The sequence below is a fragment of the Rhodococcus sp. MSC1_016 genome, assembly GCF_023667485.2.
GTDB lineage: Bacteria > Actinomycetota > Actinomycetes > Mycobacteriales > Mycobacteriaceae > Rhodococcus_F > Rhodococcus_F oxybenzonivorans.
Genome location: NZ_JAMOZI020000001.1, coordinates 1,826,216 through 1,850,266 on the forward strand (window position 1 = coordinate 1,826,216; position 24,051 = coordinate 1,850,266).

Genomic DNA, 24,051 nt, shown 5'->3' on the forward strand with positions numbered 1-24,051 from the left:
CTCAGAGGGCCCGCCGCATCACGAAATCGTGGTGTAGCTGTGACCCCACCAGGAAGGTCTTCGTCCCGACGGTCTCGAAGCCGTGCTTCTCGTAGAAACGCTGGGCGCGCAGGTTCTCCTGATTGACTCCGAGCCACAGTCCCGCGCAATCCCCGGCGACGGCGCGCTCGACGATGGCGTTCATCAGCGCGGACGCGACTCCGGTGCCGTGGTTGCCCGGCAGCACATACAGCTTGCTGATCTCGGTGACCGGACGCAGTGACACGCTCCGGGCCACCTCGGGATCTGCAGGTTCGCCGTCGATCAACATTGCATAGCCGACGATGGCGCCTTCGTGGGTCACCTTGAGCACGGTTCGGCGCGGGTCGGTGAGGTACTCGGAAAACCGTTCGGCCGACAGCACATCATCGATGAAGGTGGCGATGTCGTCCTGGGTGGCGCCAGGTGGGCAGGCGAGCGGAAACGTCGCCGCCGCTACGTCGGCGATCGCCTCGGAGTCCCATATCCCCGCGGAATTTATTTCGACCGTCACCGTTCAGTCACCGCGTCTTTCCTGTTCTTCACCATTATGTGCGTACTGTCCCGCAGCTGCGTCCTCACCGCAATCTGCCACGCCCTGTGCGGCGTGTGAAACCGACCGTATGCGATGCTTCGTTGTCGACTGCGCAGAGTCCGGCGCAAGGAGGAATGACAGCCCGAGTCGGTGAGCGGGACTTTGTTCGACGGAGGAGACCCGGAACAAGACTGAGCCCCAGCCTTGGATGGGGGGTCATGGCTGGGGCTCATTGCCATCGGGGGGGTGGATGGCACGTTCGACGATACATGAGGATTTCCTCACGTTCCAGGCCCGTGGATAACGATTTCGTCACCGGGAAGATATGCAGCCGAACTCCTCGATGAGGTGGCAGGTTGTCCTTCGGGACGGTCCTCGCCTAGAGTGTCTTCCCATGCAGCGCATTCTCGTAGTTCTCCGCCGTAGCGGGGTCTGATACGGACCGACCCCTCGCTGCGGGTCGTTGAGCTACGCGTTGGTCCTCCCTTCACTTTCAGGAAGACCACGAGAATGAGCACCTCCACTTCGTTTGCCGCAACTTGTCACACGTCGAGCAGCGCCGCCGATCCCTTCGCGACGCGTCACGGAAAGCCGCTCCCCCGCGAATTCGCGGACGAGGCGGCCGGGATGAGCTGGACCGCGTTCGAGAGCCTGTATGCGCCGATGTCCGGCCCGTTCCGTCTCGGTCGATGGTCCGAGAAGAAAGCCGCCCCAGGCCAGTGGGTCTTCGAGGCCACCTTGGGTATCGGAGAATCGATCTGCACGATGAGCGCACTCGCGCCGGGCCCGGTGTCCGCGATGACGTCGATGCTCTACGACGCCGGATGTTCGATCGAGATCCTCGCCTTCCACCAGCATCGAATCGGGCACCGCACGGCAACGTTCCTGAGGTGCGAGGCGCGGGGAGTGCGATTGTGGACGATGGGAATCGGTGAATCCGACACCGAGTCGGCGCTGCGCGCGATGATTTCCGGCGCAAACAGGGTGCACTCGGCGTGACAGACCGCGGTTCGGCCCCGGTCGTATGACCGGGGCCGAACCGCTGGGAACGTCTTTTCGGATGGACCGAAGAGATGGTGCGCGATACTGGGATTGAACCAGTGACCTCTTCCGTGTCAGGGAAGCGCTCTCCCGCTGAGCTAATCGCGCGAGATCAAGAAGAAATGGAGCGGACGACGGGATTCGAACCCGCGACCCCAACCTTGGCAAGGTTGTGCGCTACCAGCTGCGCCACGTCCGCATGCGTGAAAACCCCCGAGTCCGGGGGAGTTCACTGTCGTGCAAGTACTACAGTCCTACGATCTATCTCGGTGCGCGATACTGGGATTGAACCAGTGACCTCTTCCGTGTCAGGGAAGCGCTCTCCCGCTGAGCTAATCGCGCGAGGTGGAGACGGGAATCGAACCCGTGTGCACGGCTTTGCAGGCCGTTGCCTCACCACTCGGCCACTCCACCGTGAAGGTTGAGTCCAACCTCTCGAGCGGACGACGGGATTCGAACCCGCGACCCCAACCTTGGCAAGGTTGTGCGCTACCAGCTGCGCCACGTCCGCATGCACCGTGTAACTCGCGGAGAATGTTCTCCGTGGTGCGGTTGAGAACATTAGCCGACCATGCCTGTTAGTTACAAATCTGCAGGTCATGAGTGCTGCCGGGCTTCGGGGCGCATCCAGAAAGCGGTGGTGTGTGCGGGTGACCGCGAATCACCACGACGTGATTTTCGTTCGGCCGGTCCGTCGTGTTAATGTTCCAACTCGTTCGAGCGCGAGCATGTGGCGTGCTTCGGTCCCGTGGCTCAGTGGAAGAGCGTCCCGTTCACACCGGGGAGGTCGCTGGTTCGATCCCAGCCGGGACCACCGAGAACATGAAGAGGGCGTTTCCGGGAATTCGGAGACGCCCTCTTCTGTGTGTGCCCTCACGTGCCGATATTCGGTTGTCTGGGTACACGGAAACGGCGAACAATGACAGGGCAGGCCGAACCGCACCCGTGGTGGCCGCTGTCGAAGGATCGAAGTCGAATGTTTCCCGTCACCCTCGAAGGCACTGCCGCGCCGACCTTGATGTGGGCGGAAGAACGGACCATAGAGCCGGCCGCACTTGCCCAGCTCCGCACCATGGCAGACCTGCCGTGGGTCCACGGTGTCCGCGTCATGCCCGACGTCCATGTCGGTAAGGGCGCGACGGTCGGCTCCGTCATCGCGATGCGTCAGGCTGTCGCACCTGCCGCCGTGGGGGTCGACATCGGCTGCGGCATGACAGCGGTCAGGACCGATGTCACCGCCGACGACCTACCGGACAGTCTGCGGTCGCTGCGCGCGCGCATCGAGCGTGCGGTTCCGGTGGGGTTCGCCATGCACGAGAAGTCACTCGACCCCGGTGCCCTCTCGGTGTCCGGCGCCGGCGTCCACAAGGGATGGACGCGTTTCTGGCAGGAGTTCCGCGATCTGCACCCGGGCGTCCAGTCTCGTGAATCGAAGGCGATGAAGCAGATCGGAACGCTCGGCGGCGGGAATCACTTCATCGAGGTGTGTCTGTCCGACGCAGACGAGGTGTGGCTCATGCTTCACTCCGGATCCCGCAACATCGGGAAGGAACTGGCCGAGCGACACATCGCCGTGGCGCGGACGTTGCAGCACAACCAGAGGCTGGTCGATCGTGATCTGGCGGTCTTCCTCGCAGGTACACCCGAGATGGACGCCTACCGCCACGACCTGTCGTGGGCCCAGGAGTACGCGGCCCGCAACCGCGCCGTCATGCTCGCCCTGATCATGCAGGCATTCCGGGACGCTCTGCCGACTCGGCCCGTCCGTTTCGACGATCCGATCTCGTGTCACCACAACTATGTGTCCGAGGAGGTCGTCGACGGGGAGACGATGCTCGTGACCCGCAAGGGTGCTATTCGCGCAGGGAAGGGAGATCTCGGTCTCATTCCCGGTTCCATGGGTACCGGTTCGTACGTGGTGCGCGGACTGGGGTCGGAACTGTCCTTCAACTCCGCGTCGCACGGCGCCGGTCGGACCATGAGCCGTACGAAGGCGAAGAAGCGTTTCACGGTCGACGACTTGAGGCGTCAGACGTCCGGCGTCGAGTCGCGTAAGGATGCAGGGGTGATCGACGAGATCCCGGCCGCGTACAAGGACATCGAGCAGGTGATCGATGCGCAGGCCGATTTGGTCGAGGTTGTGGCACACCTGCGGCAGGTCGTGTGTGTGAAGGGCTAGACCGGACCTGACGGCGCGACCGTGCGGCGGGCACTGGGTAGGGTGGACGATGGCAGTTTCACTCGCGCCTCCGTGCCTGCTTCGTCACGGATTGCCGTTCACACTGGGTCGACACACGAGGGGCAGGTAGATCGTGAGCACCGGGGAAGTCCGGCCGGACGAGGCCGACCGTGCCGACAAGGCCGACACGGAGGGGTCCGACCCAATTGACACCGAGGGTCCCGACCCTGTCGACACCGAGGGTCCCGACCCTGTCGACACGGAGGATTCCGACCTGTCGCCGTTCCAAGAGGCGGAGAGCCGCTGGAAGCGGTGGCGCGCTCGGATCGCCGCCAAGCCGAGTCTGAACCTCGGTTACCGCATCGCCGTCGGCGTGATCGGCGCCTTGGTGCTGGCCGCCGGCGTGCTGGCAATTCCGTATCCCGGTCCTGGATGGCTGATCGTTTTTGCCGGACTCGGCATCCTGGCGTCCGAGTTCGAGTGGGCTCATCGACTGCTTCGTTTCGCGCGGACGAAGTACGACGCGTTCATGGACTGGTTCTCCCGGCAGTCGCTGCTCGTCAAGGGTGCCGGCGCGGTACTGACGGGTTTGATCGTGCTGGCCACCCTGTGGTTACTGGGAACGTTCGGTCTGGTCGGGACGTGGGTCGGCCTCGACTACCCGTGGCTGGAGAGCCCCCTCTAGCGGACGCATGGTTGGGTAGCACAGCTGGGCCGATAGCATGGGCTGGCACATTCTTCATGTCTGCACCGCATACCTCACCTAGGAGAACATCGCTGTGACCACGCCCGCATCCGTCGCCCCCGCCGCCCTCGTCCGGGTGCCCGCAGGGACTACGGCCGGAACCGCGGTTCGGGAAGCCGGTTACCCGAGCAAGGGTCCGGACGTCGTCGTCGTGGTCCGTGACGCCGAGGGTCAGCTGAAGGACCTGTCGTGGGTGCCGGACGTGGACACCGACGTCGAGCCGGTGGCCGCGAATACCGAGGACGGGCGCAGCGTCATCCGCCACTCCGCGGCGCACGTCCTCGCGCAAGCCGTGCAGCAGGAGTTCCCCGAGGCCAAGCTCGGCATCGGTCCGCCCATCAAGGACGGCTTCTACTACGACTTCTCGGTCGATCGTCCCTTCACTCCGGAGGATCTCGCGAACCTCGAGAAGCGGATGAAGAAGATCATCAAGGGCTCTCAGCGGTTTTCTCGTCGTGTCGTCGACTCTCTCGACGAGGCTCGCGCGGAGTTGGCGAAGGAACCGTTCAAGCTCGAGCTGATCGACGACAAGTCGGGCATCGACGACCCGGAGGTCATGGAAGTCGGCGGCAACGAGCTGACCATCTACGACAACCTGGATCCGCGCACGGGGGAGAGGATCTGGGGCGACCTCTGCCGTGGCCCGCACATCCCCACCACCAAGCACATTCCCGCGTTCAAGCTCACCCGCAGTTCCGCCGCCTACTGGCGAGGTAACCAGGACAACGCCGATCTCCAGAGGATCTACGGCACCGCCTGGGAATCGGCCGAGGCCCAGGAACAGCACCTCGAGCTGCTCGCCGAAGCAGAACGGCGCGATCACCGGAAGTTGGGCGCCGAACTCGATCTCTTCAGTTTCCCCGACGAGCTCGGCTCGGGCCTGCCCGTGTTCCACCCCAAGGGCGGCATCATCCGCACCGAGATGGAGGATTACTCGCGCAAGCGGCACGTCGACGAGGGCTACGAGTTCGTCAACACCCCGCACATCACGAAGGGGCACCTCTACGAGGTGTCGGGTCACCTCGACTGGTACCGGGACGGCATGTTCCCGGCCATGCACATCGACGAGGAATTGAACGAGGACGGCACCGTGCGCAAGCCGGGCCAGGACTACTACCTCAAGCCGATGAACTGCCCGATGCACAATCTGATCTTCCGGTCCCGCGGACGGTCGTACCGGGAATTGCCGTTGCGGCTCTTCGAGTTCGGCTCCGTGTACCGGTACGAGAAGTCGGGTGTCGTACACGGGTTGACCCGCGTGCGCGGCATGACACAGGACGACGCGCACATCTACTGCACCCGCGAGCAGATGCGCGACGAATTGGCCACCACCCTGCAGTTCGTTCTCGGGCTCCTGAAGGACTACGGGCTCGACGACTTCTACCTGGAACTGTCCACCAAGAACCCGGACAAGTTCGTCGGTGACGACGCGGTGTGGGAAGAGGCCACGCAGACACTGGCCGAGGTCGCCGAGGCGTCGGGGCTGAACCTCGTGCCCGACCCCGGGGGTGCCGCTTTCTACGGTCCCAAGATTTCGGTGCAGGTGCAGGACGCCCTGGGTCGGACCTGGCAGATGTCGACCATTCAACTCGACTTCAACCTGCCCGAGCGCTTCGACCTCGAGTACACGGCGAACGACGGCACGAAGAAGCGGCCGGTGATGATCCACCGCGCGTTGTTCGGGTCCATCGAGCGATTCTTCGGTGTGCTGACCGAGCACTACGCAGGTGCGTTCCCGGCCTGGCTTGCTCCCGTTCAGGTGGTGGGCATCCCGGTGGCCGAAGCGTTCGCCGATCATCTTTTCGACGTGGTGAAGCAGTTGAAGGCGGCGGGGATCCGCGCGGAGGTCGACGCGAGCGACGACCGGATGCAGAAGAAGATCTTCAACAATACCGCGCAGAAGGTGCCGTTCATGCTCCTCGCGGGTGCCCGCGACGTCGAGGCGGGTGCCGTGAGCTTCCGCTTCCGCGACGGCACTCAGGTGAACGGTGTGGCCGTGGACGATGCCGTTCGGATCGTCACCGAATGGGTCGCGCGCCGTGAGAACGCGTCCCCGACCGCGGAGCTGCTCCAACCCGGTGGGAGAGGGTGACACACATGGCAGGAGGGGATGATGTGACCGCCGACGGGATGCGAGACAGTCCCGGTAGTCTTGTCGATCGTGGTCCCGGTCAGCCGGACCATCTGCAGCGGATCTGGTCGCCACACCGCATGTCATACATCGCCGAGGCGCCGAAGTCTCCGGACACTCCGAACGAACCGTTCACCGACATCCCGAAGATGAACGACGAGGACGGGCTGATCGTCGCGCGCGGCGAGCACGTCTACGCGGTGCTCAACCTGTATCCGTACAACCCTGGTCACCTGATGGTCGTGCCCTACCGCAAGGTCGCCGCGCTCGAGGACCTCACGGAGGAAGAAAGCGCCGAGCTGATGTCCTTCACTCAGCAGGCGCTGCGCGTCATCAAGCGGGTGTCGCGGCCGGACGGTTTCAATGTGGGTCTGAACCTGGGGGCCGCCGCCGGCGGCTCCCTCGCTGAACATCTCCATCAGCATGTGGTTCCCCGGTGGGGTGGGGACGCCAACTTCATCACGGTCCTCGCCGGCGTCAAGGTCATGCCACAGTTGTTGCGCGAGACCCGCGGTCTGCTGGCGAAGGCTTGGAATGAATGACTCGATAGATGAATGACGCGGGGGTCGCACACTCCTCCGTGCAGGGTCGGTGGCAGAACGTGATGAACGGGGTGGGCAGGTGCTGAGCTTTTTCGGACGGGCACCGGTGTCCAAGGTGACCGCGCCGTTGGGGAGGGCTCTGGTCAAGACCGGGCTGACCCCCGATTCGGTCACAGTGATAGGGACCGTCGCGACCGTGGCTGGGGCGGTCGTGCTGTTTCCCAGCGGACATCTGTTCTGGGGTGCGGTTGTCATCACCGTGTTCGTCCTGTTCGACATGCTGGACGGCGCGATGGCCCGGGCCCGTGGTGGGGGAACCCGATTCGGCGCCGTCCTCGACGCCACCTGTGACCGGGTGGCGGACGGTGCGATCTTCGCCGGTCTCGCCTGGTGGGCCGTGTACCACGAGGCGAGCAAGCCGCTCGTGATCGCGACTTTGGTGTGCCTGGTCACCTCGCAGGTGATCTCCTACGCCAAGGCCCGTGCCGAGGCGAGCGGGTTGTCCGCGGACGGCGGACTCATCGAACGACCCGATCGATTGGTCATCGTCCTCATCGGGGCCGGTGTCACCGGGCTCGGCGTGCCGTGGGCGATCCACATCGCCATGTGGCTCCTCGCTGCGGGCAGCGTGCTCACGGTATTCCAGCGGGTTCTGGCGGTGCGGGGGTCGGCCGGCGCACGGGACGTCCTCCCGCTGCCGGCACCCGGCACGACGCCCGAAGACGGACAGGCGACGGCGCAGTGAGCCTCGGTGAACGGGTCGCCGACCTCGGCTACGCGGCCGGCTGGCGGCTGGTCCGCGCCCTGCCCGAGCGAGTCGCTGTCACCCTGTTCGACACGGGTGCCGACTTCGCCGCACGCAAAGGCGGCGGTCCTGAACAGTTGCGCCGCAACCTTGCTCGCGTGCTGCGAGTGACTCCGGAGGAGATTCCGGAGTCGCTGGTGCGTGCGTCGCTGCGGTCCTATGCGCGGTACTGGCGGGAGGCGTTCCGCCTGCCGGCCATGGATTTGGAGAAGACCGGGGCGGCTCTCGACGCCCTCATCGAAGGACAGGAGCATCTGGACGCCGCGAAAGCCGCGGGCCGCGGAGCGGTACTCGCACTGCCGCACAGCGGTAACTGGGACATGGCTGGGGTGTGGTGCGTGCAGCACTGGGGCGCGCTGTCCACTGTGGCCGAGCGGTTGAAGCCGGAGTCGCTGTATCAGCGTTTCGTCGACTACCGCGAAGGGCTGGGATTCGAAATCTTCCCGCTCAGCGGGGGAGAGCATCCTCCGTTCGTCGAATTGTCGGCGCGCCTGCGCGACAACGGAATCGTGTGCCTCCTCGGTGAACGCGATCTCGCGAAGAAGGGCGTTCCCGTCACATTTTTCGGGGAACCGACGCGGATGCCCGCAGGTCCGGCGAAGCTGGCGATCGACACCGGTGCTCCGCTCCTGCCCGTGCACTGCTGGTTCACCGAGGACGGGTGGGGTTTCCGTATCGATCCCCGGATCGATACGTCAGTCGGGGTGGCGGCGGCCACCCAGGCGCTGGCGGAACGGTTCGAGGCGAACATCGCACAGCACCCGGAGGACTGGCACATGCTGCAGCCGCTCTGGCTGTCCGACCTGTCGCAGGCGAGACTCACGCGTATGGAGAGCCCGTGAAGATCGGCATGGTCTGTCCGTACTCGTTCGACGTTCCGGGCGGGGTACAAGCCCACGTCGTAGATCTCGCCGAGGTGTTGATCGAACGCGGGCACAAGGTCAGCGTCCTGGCCCCCGCTTCGGACGACATCGAATTGCCCGACTTCGTCGTGTCGGCCGGCCGGGCGCTGGCCATTCCGTACAACGGATCGGTGGCCCGGTTGAGTTTCGGACCTGCCGCGAGCGCGCGGGTGCGGCGCTGGATTTCCGACAACGACTTCGATGTCCTGCACATCCACGAACCCAATGCGCCGAGCCTGTCGATGCTCGCCATGCGGGTGGCCGAGGGACCGATCGTGGCGACCTTTCACACGTCGACGACGAAATCATTGGTGCTCAGCACCTTTCAGGGAGTCCTCCAGCCCTACCTGGAGAGGATCAGCGGACGGATCGCGGTGTCGGAACTGGCGCGCCGATGGCAGGTGGAATCGCTCGGGTCGGACGCCGTCGAAATCCCCAACGGTGTCGACGTGGGGGCCTTCGCGAACGCCGAACCGTTGCCGGGCTACCCCCGCCCGGGCCGGACCATTGTGTTCCTCGGGCGATACGACGAGCCGCGCAAGGGCATGTCGGTGCTGTTGCGCGCGCTTCCCGCGCTGGTCGACAAGTACCCGGAGCTGCAGGTGCTGGTGGTCGGCCGGGGAGACGAGGACCGCCTACGTCGTGAGGCGGGCCCGCTGTTCGGGCACTTGTGCCTCCTCGGCCAGGTCGGCGACGCCGAGAAGGCGTCGGCTCTGCGTAGTGCCGACGTGTACTGCGCCCCGAATCTGGGCGGGGAGAGTTTCGGGATCGTGCTGGTGGAAGCGATGGCGGCCGGCGCCGCGGTGGTGGCAAGCGAACTCGACGCGTTCCGCCGCGTCCTCCGCGACGGGCAGGCGGGTGTGCTCGTGCCGGTGGGTGATTCCGCGGCGCTCGCCGAGGGTATCGATTCCGTGCTCGGCGACCCTGCGCGCAGTGCCGCACTGACCGAGGTCGGGAGGACGGTCGTCACCGAATACGACTGGCCGGTGGTGGCCGAACAGATTCTGCGGGTGTACGAGACGGTAACCGTCGGGCGCGACGGCGTCCACGAGGTCGGATCGTGACCTTCTCCGCGCTGACCATCTTCGTTCTCGCCCTCGTGGCAGTGGTCGTTCTGGTGATCGGGTTGTGGGCCTACGGAACGGCCAACCGCCTCGACCGTTTGCACGTGCGTTCCGATCTGTCCTGGCAGGCCCTCGACTCCGCGCTGGCCCGTCGGGCGGTGGTCGTGCGGGCTGCGGCTGCGGCGATGGACCCACCCGAGGCAAGAAGGCTCACTGCCCTGGCCGCCCGCGCCGAGCGGTCGGAGCGCACCGAACGCGAAAGCGCGGAGAACGCGTTGTCCAGCGCGCTCTCGCTGCTCGATCCCGAAGATCTCAGACCTCAGCTCGTCGCGGAACTCGCGGACGCGGAGGCGAGGGTCCTGATCGCGCGCCGTTTCCACAACGACGCCGTGCGGGACACCCTGGCACTACGTACCCGCAGACCCGTTCGGTGGTTACACCTGGGCGGCACCGCACCGCTACCCACCTATTTCGAGATCACGGAACGGGCGTCGGCTGCGGCGGTCACCGACGGTTTGTCGCTCGACTCCGTACGCACGTCCGCGCGGGTGGTGCTGCTCGACGAGCGGGGCCGTGTGCTGTTGCTGAGGGGCCACGATCCGGAGATTCCCGACACTTACTACTGGTTCACGATCGGTGGCGCGGTCGAAAAAGGGGAGAACCTGCGTGCTGCGGCGGTCCGGGAAATCGCCGAGGAGACCGGGTACACCGCTTCCGCGGAGTCGCTTCGCGGCCCGATGTGGCGCCGGGTGGCGATCTTCTCCTGGGGCGGTGAGCTGATTCGCTCCGAGGAACTGTTCTTCGCGCTGCAGACGGAGGGTTTCGAACCTCACCATGGCGGGTTCACAGAACTCGAGGAGCGCACCATCACCGGACACCGGTGGTGTACTGCCGACTGTGTCCGGGAACTGACGGCTGCCGGTGAAGCTGTCTATCCACGCGATCTTGCCGATCTGCTCGAGGAGGCCGCAGCCGTCGCAGCCGCCGCCGACAACCCCGAAGTGCGCGCCATCACGTAAGTCGCGGGGCGGACTCGACGAGGCCAGCAATCCGAGACTGGCTACAGAGCATCGCGGGCCGTCGTCCTAGAATCGAACAAAGCAGCGTGAACGTCGTCGCTCGCGCATGCCGCCATCGAAGTTCCACCACGCCACTACCCAGGAGTTCGCTGTGAGCACCCCCGACACCACCCCCACCACCGGCACTGCGCGCGTCAAGCGGGGCATGGCCGAGATGCTCAAGGGTGGGGTCATCATGGACGTCGTCACCCCCGAGCAGGCGAAGATCGCCGAGGACGCCGGCGCGGTCGCGGTGATGGCGCTCGAGCGGGTGCCCGCGGACATCCGCGCGCAGGGTGGGGTGTCGCGGATGAGTGATCCGGACATGATCGACGGCATCATCTCCGCGGTCTCGATCCCGGTGATGGCCAAGGCCCGGATCGGGCACTTCGTCGAGGCGCAGATCCTGCAGTCCCTCGGGGTCGACTATGTCGACGAGTCCGAGGTCCTGACCCCGGCCGACTACGCGAACCACATCGACAAGTGGAAGTTCACCGTCCCGTTCGTCTGTGGTGCGACCAACCTGGGTGAGGCGTTGCGGCGGATCACCGAGGGTGCGGCGATGATTCGGTCGAAGGGTGAGGCCGGTACCGGCGATGTGTCGAATGCCACCACGCATATGCGGACCATCGGTGGGGAGATTCGCCGGTTGACGTCGCTGAGCGAGGACGAGCTGTATGTGGCGGCGAAGGAGTTGCAGGCGCCGTACGACCTGGTGGTCGAGGTGGCGAAGGCCGGGAAGTTGCCGGTCACCATGTTCACCGCCGGTGGCATCGCGACCCCGGCGGATGCGGCGATGATGATGCAGCTCGGCGCGGAGGGGGTGTTCGTCGGGTCGGGGATCTTCAAGTCCGGTAACCCGGCGGAGCGGGCCGCGGCGATCGTGAAGGCCACCACCTTCTTCGACGACCCGGACGTGCTCGCGAAGGTCTCTCGCGGGCTGGGCGAGGCGATGGTCGGGATCAACGTCGACGACATCCCGGTTCCGCACCGCCTCGCCGAACGCGGCTGGTGATCTACACGCTCGACCGGTGACCGATCCGGGCCGACGATTTTCTGGGTCGTCGGCCCGGTTCACTCGAGCAGGAGCATCACGCCGTTGACGCCGGCGACGGCGATCGCTGCGTAGAACGGCGTTCTGTTCGGCGCCCGGACGGTCATCGCGGCAAGAATGAGAACGGCGCCCAGCAATACCCGGTGCCACACCGTGGCTGGGTTACCGGTTCCGAGAAATACGGTGGCCGAGGCGGCCACCAGGGTCAGTGCCGCGACGATCCGAATGGTGCGGGCGCTCAGGCGATGTGGCAGCCCCCGCACGCCGGTGGCTGCGTCCGCGGCGAGGTCGGGCATGACATTGAGTAGGTGCGCCGCGATCCCGAACAGTGCGCCGGCCACCACCATCCACAGCGGCGGAATCTGCGCCGGGTCGAGCGCCAGTGACACGACGGCAGGTAACCCTCCGAACGCCAGTGCGTACGGGAGCCAGGACCACACCGTCGATTTGAGTCCCGCGTTGTATGCCAGGGCAGCACCGACGAGCACCAGGTGCAGAAGCCCCGCCTCCAGGCCGCAGAGCAAGGACGCGACCACGCATGTCGCGAATGCCATGCCGACAGCCCGGCGGACAGCGGTCACGGATATGCGTCCGGTGACGAGAGGTTTTTCCGTACGGCCGGCCAGCTGGTCGCGGGTGCGATCGAGCAGGTCGTTGGTCCATCCGACGACGAGCTGACCACTCAGCACTGCGGTTCCGAGGACCATCACGGTGCCCGGATTCGCATCCATACCGACCGCGATCACCAGAGTGAGCACGGTGACCGCGGCGGCCGGGCCGGGGTGCGCGGTGCGCACGAGCGACACGGCAGTGGAGAGGGCCATGGCCCAACGCTGCCACGACGAGGCCTCCGACGGCTCGGGATGTGAGAGTGTCAGCGGAACAACATCGGGAAGGGACACTAGATGGCGACGATCGATGAAATTCTCGAGGTGGAACGTCTCGAGAAGAACATCTTCCGCGGCATTGCCACCGAGACCACCCTTTCCCGTACCTTCGGCGGGCAAGTGGCCGGGCAGGCGCTGGTGGCTGCGGTGCGTACGGTTGACCCCCAGTTCGCGGTGCACTCGCTGCACGGCTACTTCTTGCGGCCGGGCAACACGACCATGCCGATCGTGTATCTCGTCGACAGGATTCGAGATGGGCGATCGTTCGTGACCAGGCGAGTGAGTGCGGTTCAGGACGGTCAAGCGATCTTCACGATGTCCGCATCCTTCCAGGTCTCCGAGAGCGGCATCGAGCACCACGACGCCATGCCCGTGGTGCCGCCGCCGGACAACCTGCCTTTTGCCCGCGATTCGGACGACCCCGAGATCGCCAGGCTTGCCCGCGAATGGTCCGACTGGGACATCAGGATGGTCGGTGACGGTGAGGTCGACCGCCGACGCGGAATGGCCGCGCAGCAGCAGGTGTGGTTCCGTTCGCGGAAGACGTTGCCCGACGACCCGGTTTTCCACGTGTGTGCGCTGGCGTACATGAGCGACATGACGCTGATCGGTTCGGCCATGACACCCCACAAGGATGTGCAGATCAACGGTGCTTCTCTCGATCATGCGCTGTGGTTCCTGCGGCCCTTCCGCGCGGACGAGTGGTTGCTGTACGACCAGACGTCACCGTCCGCAGGTTTTGGCCGGGCAGTGGCCCAGGGCCGAATTTTCGATCGGGCCGGGAACCTGGTGGCAGCGGTGGTCCAGGAAGGGTTGACCCGGTTCCTGCGCGCCGAGTGAATCACTGCCTCGTCATCGAAGCGTCTGCACGGCCGGCTTCGGTGGATGGTCGTATCGCACCAGCAGGTCCGGTGGATCGAGGACGCCGGCTGCATGCCGGATGAGCGCGGGCACGGTCCAGAGCGCATCTGCAGGTGTGTGCCTGCGCAACGCTCCCTCGCTCAGGTGAAGGGCCACAGTGACGTCGAAGTCGAGTCCGCGCCCGAGGAGCATCGGACCGGTGACGAGGAGTACCTGCCGCGCCGCGGTGGGAACACGCGCACACCGCGCCGAGCGATCGGCCGTTTCGTCCCACAGGCGCGGCAACCAGACGCCGTCGGTGCGTGCCGACCGCAGGACCTCCCGGTCGAGCGCCTCGTAGTCGAACCACAGCGTGCGGTAACTCAGCTCGTCGACGCGTCCGTGCTCGAAGCGCAGGGAAGCCGGTCGAACATAGTCGTGGAGCGAGACCACGTCACAGGGGCGTCCGCGCTCGCGTAGTGCTGCGCAGACTGCGTTCGCCAGCAGCTCCGGGCGAGCGCCGTCGGGTGCGTCGATCGCGACGAGAGCCGTGCCGTCGACGTCCAGGCAGCGTGTCGTGACGAGTGTGACGAGTCCTTCCGGGCTCGTCGGTGTGAACATCGTCATGACACCCATCGTGCCTCGAGCGCGAACAGGGCAGATAACCTTGACGGGCACCGTAGGAGGGCACATGGCGAGCATTGAAGACATCCTCGAACTGGAAGCGCTGGAGAAGGACATCTTTCGCGGCGCGGTGCATCCTTCGGTTTTGAAGCGGACCTTCGGTGGCCAGGTGGCCGGTCAGTCGCTGGTGTCGGCGGTCCGCACCGTCGACGAGAGGTTTCGCGTTCACTCGCTCCACGGGTACTTTCTGCGGCCGGGTAACCCCACCGAGCCGACCGTGTATCTCGTCGACCGCATTCGTGACGGCCGGTCCTTCTGCACTCGCCGCGTCACCGGTATCCAGGACGGCAAGGCGATCTTCACCATGTCCGCCTCCTTCCACGCAGAGGACGCCGGAATCGAACATCAGGACACGATGCCGTCTGTGCCGGATCCGGAGGAACTCGTCGACGCGCAGACCGTCGAGGAGTTCGCGAACAGCGAGTTGTATCAGGAGTGGAAGGAATGGGACGTCCGCATCGTTCCGTCCGATGCCGTCAAGCCGATTCCCGGTATCGCCGCCCAGCAACGTGTCTGGATGCGATACCGCAACAAGCTTCCGGACGACCAGGTGCTTCACATCTGTACCCTCGCGTACCTCAGTGACATCACGTTGCTCGGAGCGTCGAAGGTGCCGCACCCCGGCGTGGTGACCCAGACGGCGTCACTCGACCACGCCATGTGGTTCATGCGCCCGTTCCGCGCCGACGAGTGGCTGCTCTACGACCAGACTTCACCTTCTGCTGGATTCGGTCGGGCTCTCACCCAGGGCCGCATGTTCGACCAGAACGGCGCGATGGTGGCCGCGGTGGTCCAGGAGGGGTTGACCCGCATCCAACGCGACCAGGACAAGAACGACATCCAGACAGGAAATATGGCATGACCCGTCCCCTCGTCGGTGTTCTCGCTCTCCAGGGCGATGTGCGTGAACACCTTGCCGCACTGCAGGACGCAGGCGCCGACGCCGTGGGTATTCGTCGTCCGGAAGAGCTCGACAAGGTCGACGGTCTCGTCATTCCGGGCGGCGAGTCGACCACCATGAGCAAGTTGCTGGAAATCTTCGAGCTGCTCGAGCCGCTGAAGACGCGACTACGGGACGGCCTGCCCGCCTACGGTTCCTGCGCTGGAATGATCCTCCTCGCGAGCGAGATCCTCGACACCCGGCCGGATGCGCAACATCTCGGCGCGATCGATATGACGGTTCGCCGCAACGCCTTCGGGCGGCAGGTCGATTCGTTCGAGTCGGACCTCGACTTCGAGGGCATCGTCGGCGATCCGGTACGCGCCGTCTTCATCCGCGCCCCCTGGGTCGAGCGGGTCGGGGACGCCGTCGAGGTGCTCGCTCGTGTCCCCGAGTCGGGCGGCGCCGCTGCCGGACGCATCGTCGCCGTCCGGCAGGGCCGCGTGGTGGCAACCTCCTTCCATCCCGAGGTGACCGGCGACCGGCGGGTACACGAGTTGTTCGTGGACCTCGTCCGTGAGGCTTAACTCGCTGCCCGCACTGCCAGCAGCGAATTGAGCAGGGCGGCACCCTGCTCCGCGGCAGGGACCGTGACTGCGAACTGTCTGCCGTCCCGGCAGGTGAGCAGAATTCCCTCGCCGCCCTGTACCACGACTGCGGTGCCTCGCGGGCTGAAACGGTAACCCCATCCACCCCACTCGGCGGGCAGGATGGTGGCCACCTGAGCCGATTCGATGCTGTCGAGGGGAATTCGCCGCCACCGCACATTCCACGACGACAGCGTCAGACCCGCTCGATCGACGTGCACACCGACAGAGGCGAATACGCCGCTCGCCACGGCCAGGATCAGGAAGAGCGGGGCGAGCCACCAGACGCCCATCAGCAGGGATCCGATCGCGGCGGCCGTCATGAGGAGGGTGAGCGCAGCGGCCCAGGGGCCGCGGGCGTATGCCGTCCACGAGGCCCGTTCGCTGGGCGTCAGAGGTGGGGACAGGGTCGGGGTGGGCCCACTGAGCCGCGCCCGGGTTGCCTTGGGTGCAATCGCGAATACCGCCGCGCCCCAAGCCAACCCGAGTAGCGGGATGACGATCCATGCGCCCATCGTGGCGGCGGCAGGGGATCCGGCGCGCACGGTGAGGGCGACACCGAGGATCCAGGCCGAGGACACCGTCCAGGTGGTGAGTGCGGTGATCGGGATCCACAGCGCGGCGTCACTTCTGTCGCGGGCCACCACCAGACCGGCGACCACTGCGGCCACGCAACACACGGCCAGCGCGATCCAGAAATACGTCGTGGTGTTCCCCAATCGGTCCGGCTGCGTCCCGGACCAGTGCTGCGGGATCACGGGAGGCACTTCAGCCCCCCAGCCGATCCGCGCGACGACGAGGGCGAGTAGGGGAAGCACGGTGGCGGCGGCACCGACGCCGAGGCGTATGCGGGTGGTGGTCATTTCTTCGAAATCTCCTTGATCATGTCGATCATCTGGTCTGTGTCCAGGCCGAGGCGTCGTGCTTCGGCCACGAATGCTCGGGCGGCTTCCGTGAGTCCGGCGTGGGCGGAATTCGTGTCTGCGCGGATCACCGCTCCCCGTCCGCGCCGCAGGTCGATCAGTCCTTCGTCGCGCAGCACGGCGTACGCCCGCAGGACGGTGTGCAGGTTGACGTCGATGGACTCGGCCAGCGCACGGGCCGAGGGCAGGCGATCGCCGGCCGCTATCTCTCCCCTCATGAACGCTCCGCGCACATTCGCGGCGATCTGCTCGCCCAGTGGAGTGCTCGACCCGTGGTCGACTCGCATCAACATGTTTGCATTCTATGCAAACAATGGCGATAAAAGCGAGTCGGTGCACCGGAACGCGCAGCAACAACGGAGGGGCGGGTAACATCGTCAGAGCTGAAACCGCGCATTCGGCGTGTCACAGGCAGCAGGAAAGGGGCTTGAATCGCATGAGCGGCCACTCCAAATGGGCCACCACCAAGCACAAGAAGGCCGTGATCGATGCCAAGCGTGGCAAAGCCTTCGCGAAGCTGATCAAGAACATCGAGGTGGCGGCCCGTACCGGCGGTGGCGATCCTGCGGGAAACCCCACCTTGTACGACGCCATCCAGAAGGCCAAGAAGACCTCGGTGCCCAACGACAACATCGAGCGCGCACGCAAGCGCGGTGCCGGTGAAGAAGCGGGCGGTGCCGACTGGCAGACCATCATGTACGAGGGCTACGGACCCAATGGTGTCGCCGTCCTCATCGAGTGCCTCACCGACAACCGCAACCGCGCCGCGGGTGAGGTGCGTACCGCGATGACCCGTAACGGCGGCAACATGGCAGACCCGGGATCGGTGTCCTACCTGTTCACCCGCAAGGGCGTCGTCACCCTGGAGAAGGGTGATCAGTCCGAAGACGACGTGTTGATGGCCGTCCTCGACGCGGGGGCCGAAGAGGTCACCGATCTCGGTGACACGTTCGAAATCGTCAGTGAGCCCACCGACCTCGTCGCCGTGCGCACCGCGCTGCAGGAGGCAGGAATCGACTACGACTCCGCCGAGGCCGACTTCCGCGCGTCCGTCGAGGTTCCCGTCGATGCAGACGGGGCACGCAAAGTTTTCAAGCTCGTCGACGCTCTCGAGGAGTCCGACGACGTGCAGAACGTCTACACCAATGTCGACCTGTCCGACGAGGTCCTCGCCGAGCTGGAGGACTGACCGCCGGCAACCGGTGAGGGGCGGGGGAGCGGTGCTCGCCCGCCCCGACTCGTCCTGCGTGTTGGTGCGCCTCACCGTCCGACCCCCCGGCTAAGCTATCGAACAGCTGTTCGGCGTGGGAGAGGTGGCATGGCGTGCGTGTGCTGGGTGTGGATCCCGGTCTGACCCGGTGCGGATTCGGTGTGGTCGACGGCGCAGGAGGACGGACGGTCATCCCGGTGGCTGTCGACGTGGTGCGTACCCCCGCGGATCTCGAGTTGTCTGCCCGGCTGCTGCGGATCTCCGAGGCGGCCGAGTCGTGGATCGACCTTCACCGACCCGAGGTCGTCGCCATCGAGCGGGTGTTTTCCCAGCACAACGTGCGCACTGCCATGGGCACGGCGCAGGCCGGTGGTGTGGTCGCGCTTGCGGCCGCCCGCCGCGGGATCCCGGTCTGCTTCCATACTCCGAGCGAGGTCAAGGCCGCGGTCACGGGCAGCGGATCGGCAGACAAAGCTCAGGTGACGGCCATGGTGACGCGCATCCTGCGACTCGCGGCCGCACCGAAGCCCGCCGACGCCGCGGATGCCCTGGCACTCGCCATCTGTCACTGTTGGCGAGCGCCGATGATCGAACGCATGGCCCGGGCCGAGGCGGCCGCGGCCGAACAGAAACGTCGATACCAGGCCCGGTTGGCCGAGGTGAAGAAGGCAGGTACACGATGATCGCGTCCGTCCGCGGCGAGGTACTCGAGATCGCGCTCGATCATGCGGTGATCGAGTCCGCAGGGGTGGGATACCGCGTCAACGCGACCCCCGCCACCCTCGGCGGGCTGCACCGCGGAAGTGAAGCCCGCCTGATCACCGCCATGATCGTGCGTGAAGACTCGATGACGCTGTACGGCTTCCCCGATTCCGAGTCGAAGGAACTGTTCGGCCTCTTGCAGACGGTGTCGGGAGTGGGACCGCGGCTCGCCATGGCCACGCTGGCTGTCCTCGAACCGGACGCATTGCGCACAGCCCTGGCCGAGGGCAACGTGACCGCGCTGACCCGGGTACCGGGGATCGGCAAACGGGGAGCGGAACGAATGGTGGTCGAACTGCGCGACAAGGTGGACGCGGTTGCGTCGTCGGGGGCAGTGGCGATCGCCGCCGGGAGCGGTTCGATTCGCGATCAGGTCGTCGAAGCCCTCGTCGGCCTCGGATTTCCGGCCAAGCAGGCCGAGCAGGCCACCGACTCCGTCTTGGTGGAATCACCTGAATCGACGACGTCCGCAGCGTTACGCTCCGCACTGTCCCTGCTCGGGAAGACACGATGAATCTCGAATCCCACGCGGACTTCGAGGACGAGTCACCGGTATCGCCCGACCTCGTTGCCGGCGACGGCGACATAGAAGCCAGTCTGCGCCCCAAGAACCTGCACGACTTCATCGGTCAGCCCCGTGTGCGGGAACAACTCCAACTCGTCCTGACCGGCGCGAAGATGCGCGGCGGCACCCCCGACCACATCCTGCTGTCCGGACCACCCGGCCTGGGAAAGACCAGTATGGCGATGATCATCGCCGCCGAACTCGGGTCGTCGTTGCGGCTGACCTCCGGACCGGCGCTCGAGCGGGCCGGTGATCTCGCCGCCATGCTCAGCAACCTCGTCGAAGGGGACGTGCTGTTCATCGACGAGATCCATCGCATCGCCCGTCCGGCGGAGGAGATGCTGTACCTCGCAATGGAGGACTTCCGGGTCGACGTCGTCGTGGGCAAGGGGCCGGGCGCTACGTCGATTCCCCTGGAAGTTGCCCCCTTCACGCTGGTCGGTGCCACCACCCGCTCGGGGGCGCTGACGGGGCCGCTACGCGACCGGTTCGGGTTCACGGCGCACATGGATTTCTACGAACCCGCCGAACTCGAGCAGATCCTCATGCGGTCGGCAGGGATTCTCGGTGTGCAGCTCGGTGCGGAGGCCGGGGCGGAGATCGCCGGCCGGTCCCGCGGAACCCCCCGCATCGCCAACAGATTGCTGCGCCGGGTGCGTGATTACGCCGAGGTTCGTGCCGACGGCGTCATCACCCGCGACATCGCCCACGCGGCACTCGCCGTCTACGACGTCGACCAACTGGGCCTCGACCGTCTCGACCGTTCCGTTCTCAGTGCCCTCGTCCGAAGCTTCGGTGGCGGCCCTGTCGGCGTGTCCACCCTCGCTGTCGCGGTGGGTGAGGAGCCGGCGACGGTCGAAGAGGTCTGCGAGCCGTTCCTGGTCCGGGCGGGCATGATCGCCCGCACACCCCGCGGTCGAGTGGCAACGGCCGCCGCGTGGACCCAACTCGGGCTGACGCCGCCACCGGACGCCGTCGCCGGCGGAATCGAGGTGCGGGTCAACGAACCGCAGGCCTCGTTGTTCGATCCGGAAGACCCCTGATCGGCCGGGCGGAACGCGCCGCCGCATGCCGACCGAACCGATGTACGGGACGGTAATGGCACACTGGTGTACTGCATCGGTCCAACCGGGACCGGTGCGCTACGGATCGTGCGACACACCTCGAGGTTGACTTACCGATGGACTTTCTCTTCCCGCTGCTCATTCTGGCGCTGCTCGTTCCCATGTTCCTGGGGATCCGCCGGCAGAAGAAGGAGATGGCCAAGACCACCGCTCTCCAGGAATCCCTCTCGGTCGGCGACCGCATCCTGACTACTGCGGGGCTGCACGGGACGATCGTCGCGATGAACGACGACACGGTCGACCTCGAGATCGCCCCCGGCGTGATCACGACCTGGTCGCGCCTCGTCATCCGTGAGCAGATCGTCGACTCTCCGATCGAGCCCGGGGAGCCCGCGTCTGACGCTGCGCCCGATGACCGCGAGAACGGCGGAGACACCACGCCGCGGTTGACCAAGGATTGATCGACGCATCCGCTGCGTACCGCGCGTAGCCGTCGCGTCCGAGGCGCGGCGGGCGTTGCACGGGGCCGAGCCCTGCAGGGGCGGCGGGGTGCCCACCGAACGTTCCACTCGAACTGCACGTACTGAGGAGACATAGAGATCGTGGCACCTTCCACAGGATCGGTGCATCCCGTCCGCTACCTCACCGTTTTTGCGGTGCTCGTAGCGGTTCTGTATGCCCTGGTGTTCTTCACTGGCGACAAGTCCGCGACACCCAAGCTGGGCATCGACCTGCAAGGCGGGACCCGAGTCACCCTCACGGCGCGCACACCCGACGGTAGTAAGCCGACGCCGGACAGCCTGCGTCAGGCGCAGGAGATCATCGAGACCCGTGTGAACGGGCTGGGAGTCTCCGGCTCGGAGGTAGTCATCGACGGTGACAACCTGGTGATCACCGTTCCTGGTGACGACAGTGCTCAGGCGCGTTCGCTCGGTCAGACCGCCCGCCTCTACGTGCGTCCTGTGCAGACGTCGCAGGCGGCGGCTGCCCCCGGCGCGCAGGCTCCCGCCGGCGAAACCCCGGCCGAGCCCACCGGGACACCGGAACCTGCCACGCCGGCACCGGCACCACAGAACCGTCCGTTCCCGGCGCAGGATCCGTCCGCACCCGCCGAACCGACCCCGTCCGACGAGGCCGCCCCGGCCGACGGCTCCGGGTCCGAGACCGCTGAGGCCGCCGACGAGATCGCAGCGGCACGCGCGAGCAGACAGAGTACGGACCCCGCAGTACAGCAGGCGGCGATGGCGACGCTCGACTGCTCGGTTCCCGACCCGCTGCGGGGAAACGACGATCCGGCGCTGCCCTTGGTGGCGTGCTCCACCGACGGCCAAGCGGTGTACCTGCTCGCGCCGTCGATCATCGACGGGCAGGAGATCGCCGACGCCACGTCCGGCTACAACTCCCAGCAGTCGCGGCACGAGGTGAGCCTGACGTTCAAGACGGAGGGCAGTAACACCTGGGCCGCGTTCACGTCGCAGAACATCGGCAAACAGGCAGCTTTCACCCTCGACTCCAAGGTGGTCAGTGCGCCGGTGGTCCAGGGCGCCACACCCGCCGGCAGCTCCACCTCGATCACCGGTTCGTTCACGGCGACCAGTGCCAAGGAACTGGCGAACACGTTGAAATACGGCTCGCTGCCCCTCTCGTTCGCGGCATCCGAGGCGGAGACGGTGTCGGCGACGCTCGGTCTCGCCTCGCTGGAGGCGGGTCTGATCGCCGGCCTCGTGGGTCTGATCCTCGTGCTGCTCTACTGCCTGCTGTACTACCGCATGCTCGGGGTGCTCACAGCGTTGTCGCTGGTGCTGTCGGGTGTGATGGTGTACGCGATCATGGTTCTGCTCGGCCGGTACATCAACTTCACCCTCGACCTGGCCGGTATCGCTGGTCTGATCATCGGTATCGGTATGACTGCAGACTCGTTCGTGGTGTTCTTCGAGAGAATCAAGGACGAGATGAGGGAAGGCCGGAGTTTCAGGTCGGCTGTTCCCCGCGGTTGGGCTCGGGCGCGCCGCACGATTCTCTCGGGAAATGCGGTGAGCTTCATCGCCGCCGCCGTCCTCTACGTGCTCGCGGTCGGTCAGGTGCGCGGGTTCGCGTTCACGCTCGGACTGACCACGATCCTCGATGTCGTCGTCGTCTTCCTGGTGACGTGGCCGCTGGTGCACCTGGCGTCGAAGTCGCCGTTCTGGTCCAGGCCGGGCGTCAACGGGCTGGGAGCCGTGCAGCAGATCGCCAAGGAACGTAAGGCTGCCGCAGCGTCGGCGAAGGAGTCACGAGTATGAGCGAATCGACCACGTCCCAGGCCGGATCCCCGGCGGACGCCGAAACCTCGCTGTCCGACTCGGGTGTCGACCAGGCGTCCATGCCGAAACACAGCCTGCTCTCCCGGCTCTACACCGGAACCGGCGCCTTCGAGATCATCGGGAGGCGACGCTTCTACTACATCCTGACGGGTGTCATCGTGCTCATCTCCCTGCTGAGCATCCTCGTCCGTGGGTTCACTCTCGGTATCGACTTCGAGGGAGGGTCGCGCATCCAGTTTCCCGCGGGTGACGGCGTCGACACCGCGCAGGTGGAACAGGTGTACAGCGAGGCGCTCGGAACGGATCCCGTCACCGTGCAAACGGTGGGGTCGGGATCGAGCGCAACGGTGCAGATTCGCTCCGAGGCGCTCAACGCCGCTCAGGTGATCACGCTCCAGGACGCGCTGTACGAGGAGTTCCAGCCCAAGGACAGCAACGGCGCGGTGAGTAAGAACACCATCAGCGTCGCGGATGTCAGCGAGACGTGGGGCGGTCAGATCACCCAGAAGGCGCTGATCGCGCTGCTGGTGTTCCTCGTCCTCGTCAGCGTGTACATCGCCGTCCGTTTCGAGCGGGACATGGCGATCGCGGCAATCGTCGCACTGTTCTTCGATATCGCCGTGACGGCGGGCGTGTATTCACTGGTCGGCTTCGAGGTCACGCCCGCGACGGTGATCGGCCTGCTCACCATCCTCGGTTTCTCGCTCTACGACTCGGTGGTGGTGTTCGACAAGGTCGAGGAGAACACTCGCGGCATCCTGCACCTGACCCGCCGAACGTACGCGGAGCAAGCGAACCTGGCGGTCAACCAGACGCTGATGCGCTCGATCAATACCACGCTGATCAGCGTCCTGCCGGTCCTTGCGCTGATGGTGATCGCGGTGTGGATGCTTGGTGTGGGCACCCTCAAGGATCTAGCGTTGGTTCAGCTCGTCGGCATCATCGTCGGTGCGTATTCGTCGATCTTCTTCGCGACGCCGTTGCTGGTGTCACTCAAGGAGCGGTGGGGTCCCGTGGCTGCACACACACGTAAGGTGCTCGCTCGCCGAGCAGCGCTCGCGGAGGGCGCGTCGGTGAAGACGGCCGCCGCAACGTCCCCGACCGGAGTGAGCGCCGGGGCCACGGCGGGGGCCGCGCCGCGGCGTGCCGCCGGCGGTGCGCCCCGGCCCGGAACGCGTCCCACCGGGAAGCGCCACAAGAAGAGGCACTGAC

General features: G+C 65.9%; 25 protein-coding genes and 6 tRNA genes. 21 read left to right on the top strand and 10 right to left on the bottom strand.

The window, feature by feature from the left end; translation table 11 throughout:
• Position 1: 1 nt before the first annotated feature.
• A complete protein-coding gene (locus L1080_RS08510) occupies positions 2 to 532 on the bottom strand; it encodes a GNAT family N-acetyltransferase (protein WP_250763691.1) in 531 nt (176 codons plus the stop codon).
• A 531-nt stretch (positions 533 to 1,063) separates the two neighbouring features.
• Between L1080_RS08510 and L1080_RS08515 the strand changes: the two genes are divergently transcribed.
• Positions 1,064 to 1,552, top strand: coding sequence for a 2-isopropylmalate synthase (locus L1080_RS08515; RefSeq protein WP_159926433.1), 489 nt, complete (start codon positions 1,064 to 1,066; stop codon positions 1,550 to 1,552).
• A 75-nt stretch (positions 1,553 to 1,627) separates the two neighbouring features.
• Here the strand turns inward: L1080_RS08515 and L1080_RS08520 are convergent.
• The 5 genes from L1080_RS08520 to L1080_RS08540 form a co-directional block, all read right to left on the bottom strand.
• Positions 1,628 to 1,702 (bottom strand) — tRNA-Val (locus L1080_RS08520).
• A 15-nt stretch (positions 1,703 to 1,717) separates the two neighbouring features.
• A tRNA-Gly gene (locus L1080_RS08525) sits at positions 1,718 to 1,793 on the bottom strand.
• Between the two features lie 71 nt (positions 1,794 to 1,864).
• A tRNA-Val gene (locus tag L1080_RS08530) sits at positions 1,865 to 1,936 on the bottom strand.
• Between the two features lies 1 nt (position 1,937).
• Positions 1,938 to 2,008, bottom strand: a tRNA-Cys gene (locus L1080_RS08535).
• A gap of 24 nt (positions 2,009 to 2,032) precedes the next feature.
• A tRNA-Gly gene (locus tag L1080_RS08540) sits at positions 2,033 to 2,105 on the bottom strand.
• A 231-nt stretch (positions 2,106 to 2,336) separates the two neighbouring features.
• Between L1080_RS08540 and L1080_RS08545 the strand changes: the two genes are divergently transcribed.
• The 10 genes from L1080_RS08545 (at position 2,337) to pdxS (ending at position 12,035) form a co-directional block, all read left to right on the top strand.
• Positions 2,337 to 2,408: transfer RNA gene (locus L1080_RS08545), tRNA-Val, on the top strand.
• 162 nt (positions 2,409 to 2,570) lie between these two features.
• Positions 2,571 to 3,773, top strand: a complete 1,203-nt coding sequence (locus L1080_RS08550) for an RtcB family protein (RefSeq protein ID WP_159926435.1) — start codon at positions 2,571 to 2,573, stop codon at positions 3,771 to 3,773.
• A gap of 274 nt (positions 3,774 to 4,047) precedes the next feature.
• Positions 4,048 to 4,458, top strand: a complete 411-nt coding sequence (locus L1080_RS08555; protein WP_109335151.1) for a TIGR02611 family protein — start codon at positions 4,048 to 4,050, stop codon at positions 4,456 to 4,458.
• A gap of 94 nt (positions 4,459 to 4,552) precedes the next feature.
• Positions 4,553 to 6,610 carry a threonine--tRNA ligase gene (thrS, locus tag L1080_RS08560; RefSeq protein WP_250763688.1) on the top strand — a complete coding sequence of 686 codons (2,058 nt, stop codon included), beginning with the start codon at positions 4,553 to 4,555 and terminating at the stop codon, positions 6,608 to 6,610.
• A gap of 5 nt (positions 6,611 to 6,615) precedes the next feature.
• Entirely contained in the window at positions 6,616 to 7,191 is a 576-nt protein-coding gene (locus L1080_RS08565; RefSeq protein WP_109330588.1) for an ATP adenylyltransferase, read from the top strand.
• Positions 7,192 to 7,270: 79 nt separating this feature from the next.
• The gene (gene pgsA, locus L1080_RS08570) at positions 7,271 to 7,936 is read left to right on the top strand and encodes a phosphatidylinositol phosphate synthase (protein WP_109330586.1); all 666 of its coding nucleotides are present in this window, start codon (positions 7,271 to 7,273) and stop codon (positions 7,934 to 7,936) included.
• Complete coding sequence (locus L1080_RS08575) at positions 7,933 to 8,838, top strand: phosphatidylinositol mannoside acyltransferase (protein WP_250763685.1); 906 nt, start codon at positions 7,933 to 7,935, stop codon at positions 8,836 to 8,838. The genes pgsA and L1080_RS08575 overlap by 4 nt, the downstream gene beginning before the upstream one ends.
• Positions 8,835 to 9,962, top strand: coding sequence for a glycosyltransferase family 4 protein (locus L1080_RS08580; RefSeq protein WP_159926441.1), 1,128 nt, complete (start codon positions 8,835 to 8,837; stop codon positions 9,960 to 9,962). Before L1080_RS08575 ends, L1080_RS08580 begins: the two co-directional genes overlap by 4 nt.
• Positions 9,959 to 10,981: an NUDIX hydrolase gene (locus L1080_RS08585; protein ID WP_159926443.1), complete on the top strand. Its 1,023-nt coding sequence runs from the start codon at positions 9,959 to 9,961 to the stop codon at positions 10,979 to 10,981. The genes L1080_RS08580 and L1080_RS08585 overlap by 4 nt, the downstream gene beginning before the upstream one ends.
• A 151-nt stretch (positions 10,982 to 11,132) precedes the next feature.
• A complete protein-coding gene (gene pdxS / locus L1080_RS08590; RefSeq protein WP_159926445.1) occupies positions 11,133 to 12,035 on the top strand; it encodes a pyridoxal 5'-phosphate synthase lyase subunit PdxS in 903 nt (300 codons plus the stop codon).
• 59 nt (positions 12,036 to 12,094) lie between these two features.
• On the opposite strand, the gene L1080_RS08595 is transcribed toward pdxS, so the two are convergent.
• Positions 12,095 to 12,898: a UbiA family prenyltransferase gene (locus L1080_RS08595; RefSeq protein WP_250763682.1), complete on the bottom strand. Its 804-nt coding sequence runs from the start codon at positions 12,896 to 12,898 to the stop codon at positions 12,095 to 12,097.
• 81 nt (positions 12,899 to 12,979) lie between these two features.
• Between L1080_RS08595 and L1080_RS08600 the strand changes: the two genes are divergently transcribed.
• The gene (locus L1080_RS08600) at positions 12,980 to 13,801 is read left to right on the top strand and encodes an acyl-CoA thioesterase (protein WP_250763679.1); all 822 of its coding nucleotides are present in this window, start codon (positions 12,980 to 12,982) and stop codon (positions 13,799 to 13,801) included.
• Between the two features lie 12 nt (positions 13,802 to 13,813).
• Here the strand turns inward: L1080_RS08600 and L1080_RS08605 are convergent, their stop codons facing one another.
• Positions 13,814 to 14,437: a nucleoside/nucleotide kinase family protein gene (locus L1080_RS08605; protein WP_250764971.1), complete on the bottom strand. Its 624-nt coding sequence runs from the start codon at positions 14,435 to 14,437 to the stop codon at positions 13,814 to 13,816.
• A 55-nt stretch (positions 14,438 to 14,492) separates the two neighbouring features.
• On the opposite strand from L1080_RS08605, the gene L1080_RS08610 reads away from it, so the two are divergent.
• Positions 14,493 to 15,347: an acyl-CoA thioesterase gene (locus L1080_RS08610; RefSeq protein WP_159926453.1), complete on the top strand. Its 855-nt coding sequence runs from the start codon at positions 14,493 to 14,495 to the stop codon at positions 15,345 to 15,347.
• Positions 15,344 to 15,952: a pyridoxal 5'-phosphate synthase glutaminase subunit PdxT gene (gene pdxT, locus L1080_RS08615; protein WP_159926455.1), complete on the top strand. Its 609-nt coding sequence runs from the start codon at positions 15,344 to 15,346 to the stop codon at positions 15,950 to 15,952. The genes L1080_RS08610 and pdxT overlap by 4 nt, the downstream gene beginning before the upstream one ends.
• Here the strand turns inward: pdxT and L1080_RS08620 are convergent.
• A complete protein-coding gene (locus L1080_RS08620) occupies positions 15,949 to 16,875 on the bottom strand; it encodes a hypothetical protein (RefSeq protein WP_250763676.1) in 927 nt (308 codons plus the stop codon). The genes pdxT and L1080_RS08620 overlap by 4 nt on opposite strands.
• Positions 16,872 to 17,228 (bottom strand): GntR family transcriptional regulator, encoded by a 357-nt coding sequence (locus L1080_RS08625; protein WP_159926459.1) that lies wholly within the window; start codon positions 17,226 to 17,228, stop codon positions 16,872 to 16,874. The genes L1080_RS08620 and L1080_RS08625 overlap by 4 nt, the downstream gene beginning before the upstream one ends.
• Before the next feature lie 143 nt (positions 17,229 to 17,371).
• Here L1080_RS08625 and L1080_RS08630 point away from each other — a divergent pair, with 143 nt between their 5' ends.
• The 7 genes from L1080_RS08630 (at position 17,372) to secF (ending at position 24,050) form a co-directional block, all read left to right on the top strand.
• Positions 17,372 to 18,124, top strand: coding sequence for a YebC/PmpR family DNA-binding transcriptional regulator (locus L1080_RS08630; protein WP_109330566.1), 753 nt, complete (start codon positions 17,372 to 17,374; stop codon positions 18,122 to 18,124).
• A 134-nt stretch (positions 18,125 to 18,258) separates the two neighbouring features.
• On the top strand, positions 18,259 to 18,828 hold the full coding sequence (ruvC, locus tag L1080_RS08635; protein ID WP_109330564.1) for a crossover junction endodeoxyribonuclease RuvC: 570 nt from the start codon (positions 18,259 to 18,261) through the stop codon (positions 18,826 to 18,828).
• Positions 18,825 to 19,421, top strand: a complete 597-nt coding sequence (gene ruvA, locus L1080_RS08640; RefSeq protein WP_250763672.1) for a Holliday junction branch migration protein RuvA — start codon at positions 18,825 to 18,827, stop codon at positions 19,419 to 19,421. The genes ruvC and ruvA overlap by 4 nt, the downstream gene beginning before the upstream one ends.
• A complete protein-coding gene (ruvB, locus tag L1080_RS08645; RefSeq protein ID WP_109330560.1) occupies positions 19,418 to 20,515 on the top strand; it encodes a Holliday junction branch migration DNA helicase RuvB in 1,098 nt (365 codons plus the stop codon). The genes ruvA and ruvB overlap by 4 nt, the downstream gene beginning before the upstream one ends.
• 137 nt (positions 20,516 to 20,652) lie before the next feature.
• Positions 20,653 to 20,997, top strand: a complete 345-nt coding sequence (gene yajC / locus L1080_RS08650; protein WP_159926463.1) for a preprotein translocase subunit YajC — start codon at positions 20,653 to 20,655, stop codon at positions 20,995 to 20,997.
• Positions 20,998 to 21,138: 141 nt separating this feature from the next.
• The gene (gene secD / locus L1080_RS08655; RefSeq protein WP_159926465.1) at positions 21,139 to 22,818 is read left to right on the top strand and encodes a protein translocase subunit SecD; all 1,680 of its coding nucleotides are present in this window, start codon (positions 21,139 to 21,141) and stop codon (positions 22,816 to 22,818) included.
• A complete protein-coding gene (gene secF / locus L1080_RS08660; protein ID WP_159926467.1) occupies positions 22,815 to 24,050 on the top strand; it encodes a protein translocase subunit SecF in 1,236 nt (411 codons plus the stop codon). The genes secD and secF overlap by 4 nt, the downstream gene beginning before the upstream one ends.
• Position 24,051 lies beyond the last annotated feature (1 nt).

What these genes read in the sequence shown, in the direction of transcription:
- yajC (WP_159926463.1), top strand. Translation starts at nt 20,653, where the DNA reads ATGGACTTTCTCTTCCCGCTGCTCATTCTGGCGCTGCTCGTTCCCATG.
- L1080_RS08625 (WP_159926459.1), bottom strand. Translation starts at nt 17,228, where the DNA reads ATGTTGATGCGAGTCGACCACGGGTCGAGCACTCCACTGGGCGAGCAG.
- L1080_RS08595 (WP_250763682.1), bottom strand. Translation starts at nt 12,898, where the DNA reads ATGGCCCTCTCCACTGCCGTGTCGCTCGTGCGCACCGCGCACCCCGGC.
- L1080_RS08600 (WP_250763679.1), top strand. Translation starts at nt 12,980, where the DNA reads ATGGCGACGATCGATGAAATTCTCGAGGTGGAACGTCTCGAGAAGAAC.
- L1080_RS08550 (WP_159926435.1), top strand. Translation starts at nt 2,571, where the DNA reads ATGTTTCCCGTCACCCTCGAAGGCACTGCCGCGCCGACCTTGATGTGG.
- L1080_RS08565 (WP_109330588.1), top strand. Translation starts at nt 6,616, where the DNA reads ATGGCAGGAGGGGATGATGTGACCGCCGACGGGATGCGAGACAGTCCC.
- pdxT (WP_159926455.1), top strand. Translation starts at nt 15,344, where the DNA reads ATGACCCGTCCCCTCGTCGGTGTTCTCGCTCTCCAGGGCGATGTGCGT.
- ruvA (WP_250763672.1), top strand. Translation starts at nt 18,825, where the DNA reads ATGATCGCGTCCGTCCGCGGCGAGGTACTCGAGATCGCGCTCGATCAT.
- secF (WP_159926467.1), top strand. Translation starts at nt 22,815, where the DNA reads ATGAGCGAATCGACCACGTCCCAGGCCGGATCCCCGGCGGACGCCGAA.
- L1080_RS08605 (WP_250764971.1), bottom strand. Translation starts at nt 14,437, where the DNA reads ATGGGTGTCATGACGATGTTCACACCGACGAGCCCGGAAGGACTCGTC.
- L1080_RS08630 (WP_109330566.1), top strand. Translation starts at nt 17,372, where the DNA reads ATGAGCGGCCACTCCAAATGGGCCACCACCAAGCACAAGAAGGCCGTG.
- L1080_RS08620 (WP_250763676.1), bottom strand. Translation starts at nt 16,875, where the DNA reads ATGACCACCACCCGCATACGCCTCGGCGTCGGTGCCGCCGCCACCGTG.
- ruvB (WP_109330560.1), top strand. Translation starts at nt 19,418, where the DNA reads ATGAATCTCGAATCCCACGCGGACTTCGAGGACGAGTCACCGGTATCG.
- L1080_RS08610 (WP_159926453.1), top strand. Translation starts at nt 14,493, where the DNA reads ATGGCGAGCATTGAAGACATCCTCGAACTGGAAGCGCTGGAGAAGGAC.
- L1080_RS08515 (WP_159926433.1), top strand. Translation starts at nt 1,064, where the DNA reads ATGAGCACCTCCACTTCGTTTGCCGCAACTTGTCACACGTCGAGCAGC.